The organism is Paraburkholderia sp. J10-1, from assembly GCF_905220165.1.
GTDB lineage: Bacteria > Pseudomonadota > Gammaproteobacteria > Burkholderiales > Burkholderiaceae > Paraburkholderia.
Map to the genome: position 1 here is coordinate 1 of NZ_CAJMYW010000077.1, position 378 is coordinate 378.

1 pseudogene is annotated in these 378 nt (G+C 66.9%); it reads right to left on the reverse strand.

Features of this window, described 5'->3' with window-relative positions:
* Positions 1-378 (reverse strand): annotated as a pseudogene (locus tag U5A65_RS40785) (heme utilization protein); the annotation flags it as partial.

Consider the following 378-nt stretch of genomic DNA (forward strand, 5'->3'; position numbering starts at 1 on the left):
TGCGTGCTCGTCAGCGAAGCGATGCCTGCCGTGCCAAGACCGCTCACGAGCTGGCTCGTGCTCAGCGCGTGCAGGTCAGCCGAGTTCAGCTGGCGCACCTGCGTCGAGCTCAGTGCCGCGAGCTGGCCCGTGCTCAAACCCGAAACCTGTGCGCTCGTCAGCAGGTTCACCGACAGCGTCGCCAGCTGCGACGTCGTCAGCGCGTTGAGCGCCGTCGAGGTCAGCGACTGCACTTGCGAAGACGTCAGCTGGCCAATGCCTGCCGAACCCAGCGCCTGCACTTCAGTCGTGGTCAGCGAGTGGAGGTCGGCCGTGCCGAGCTGGGCAACCTGGCTGGAAGTCAGTGCCGCGATGCCTGCCGAGCCCAGACCGTTCACG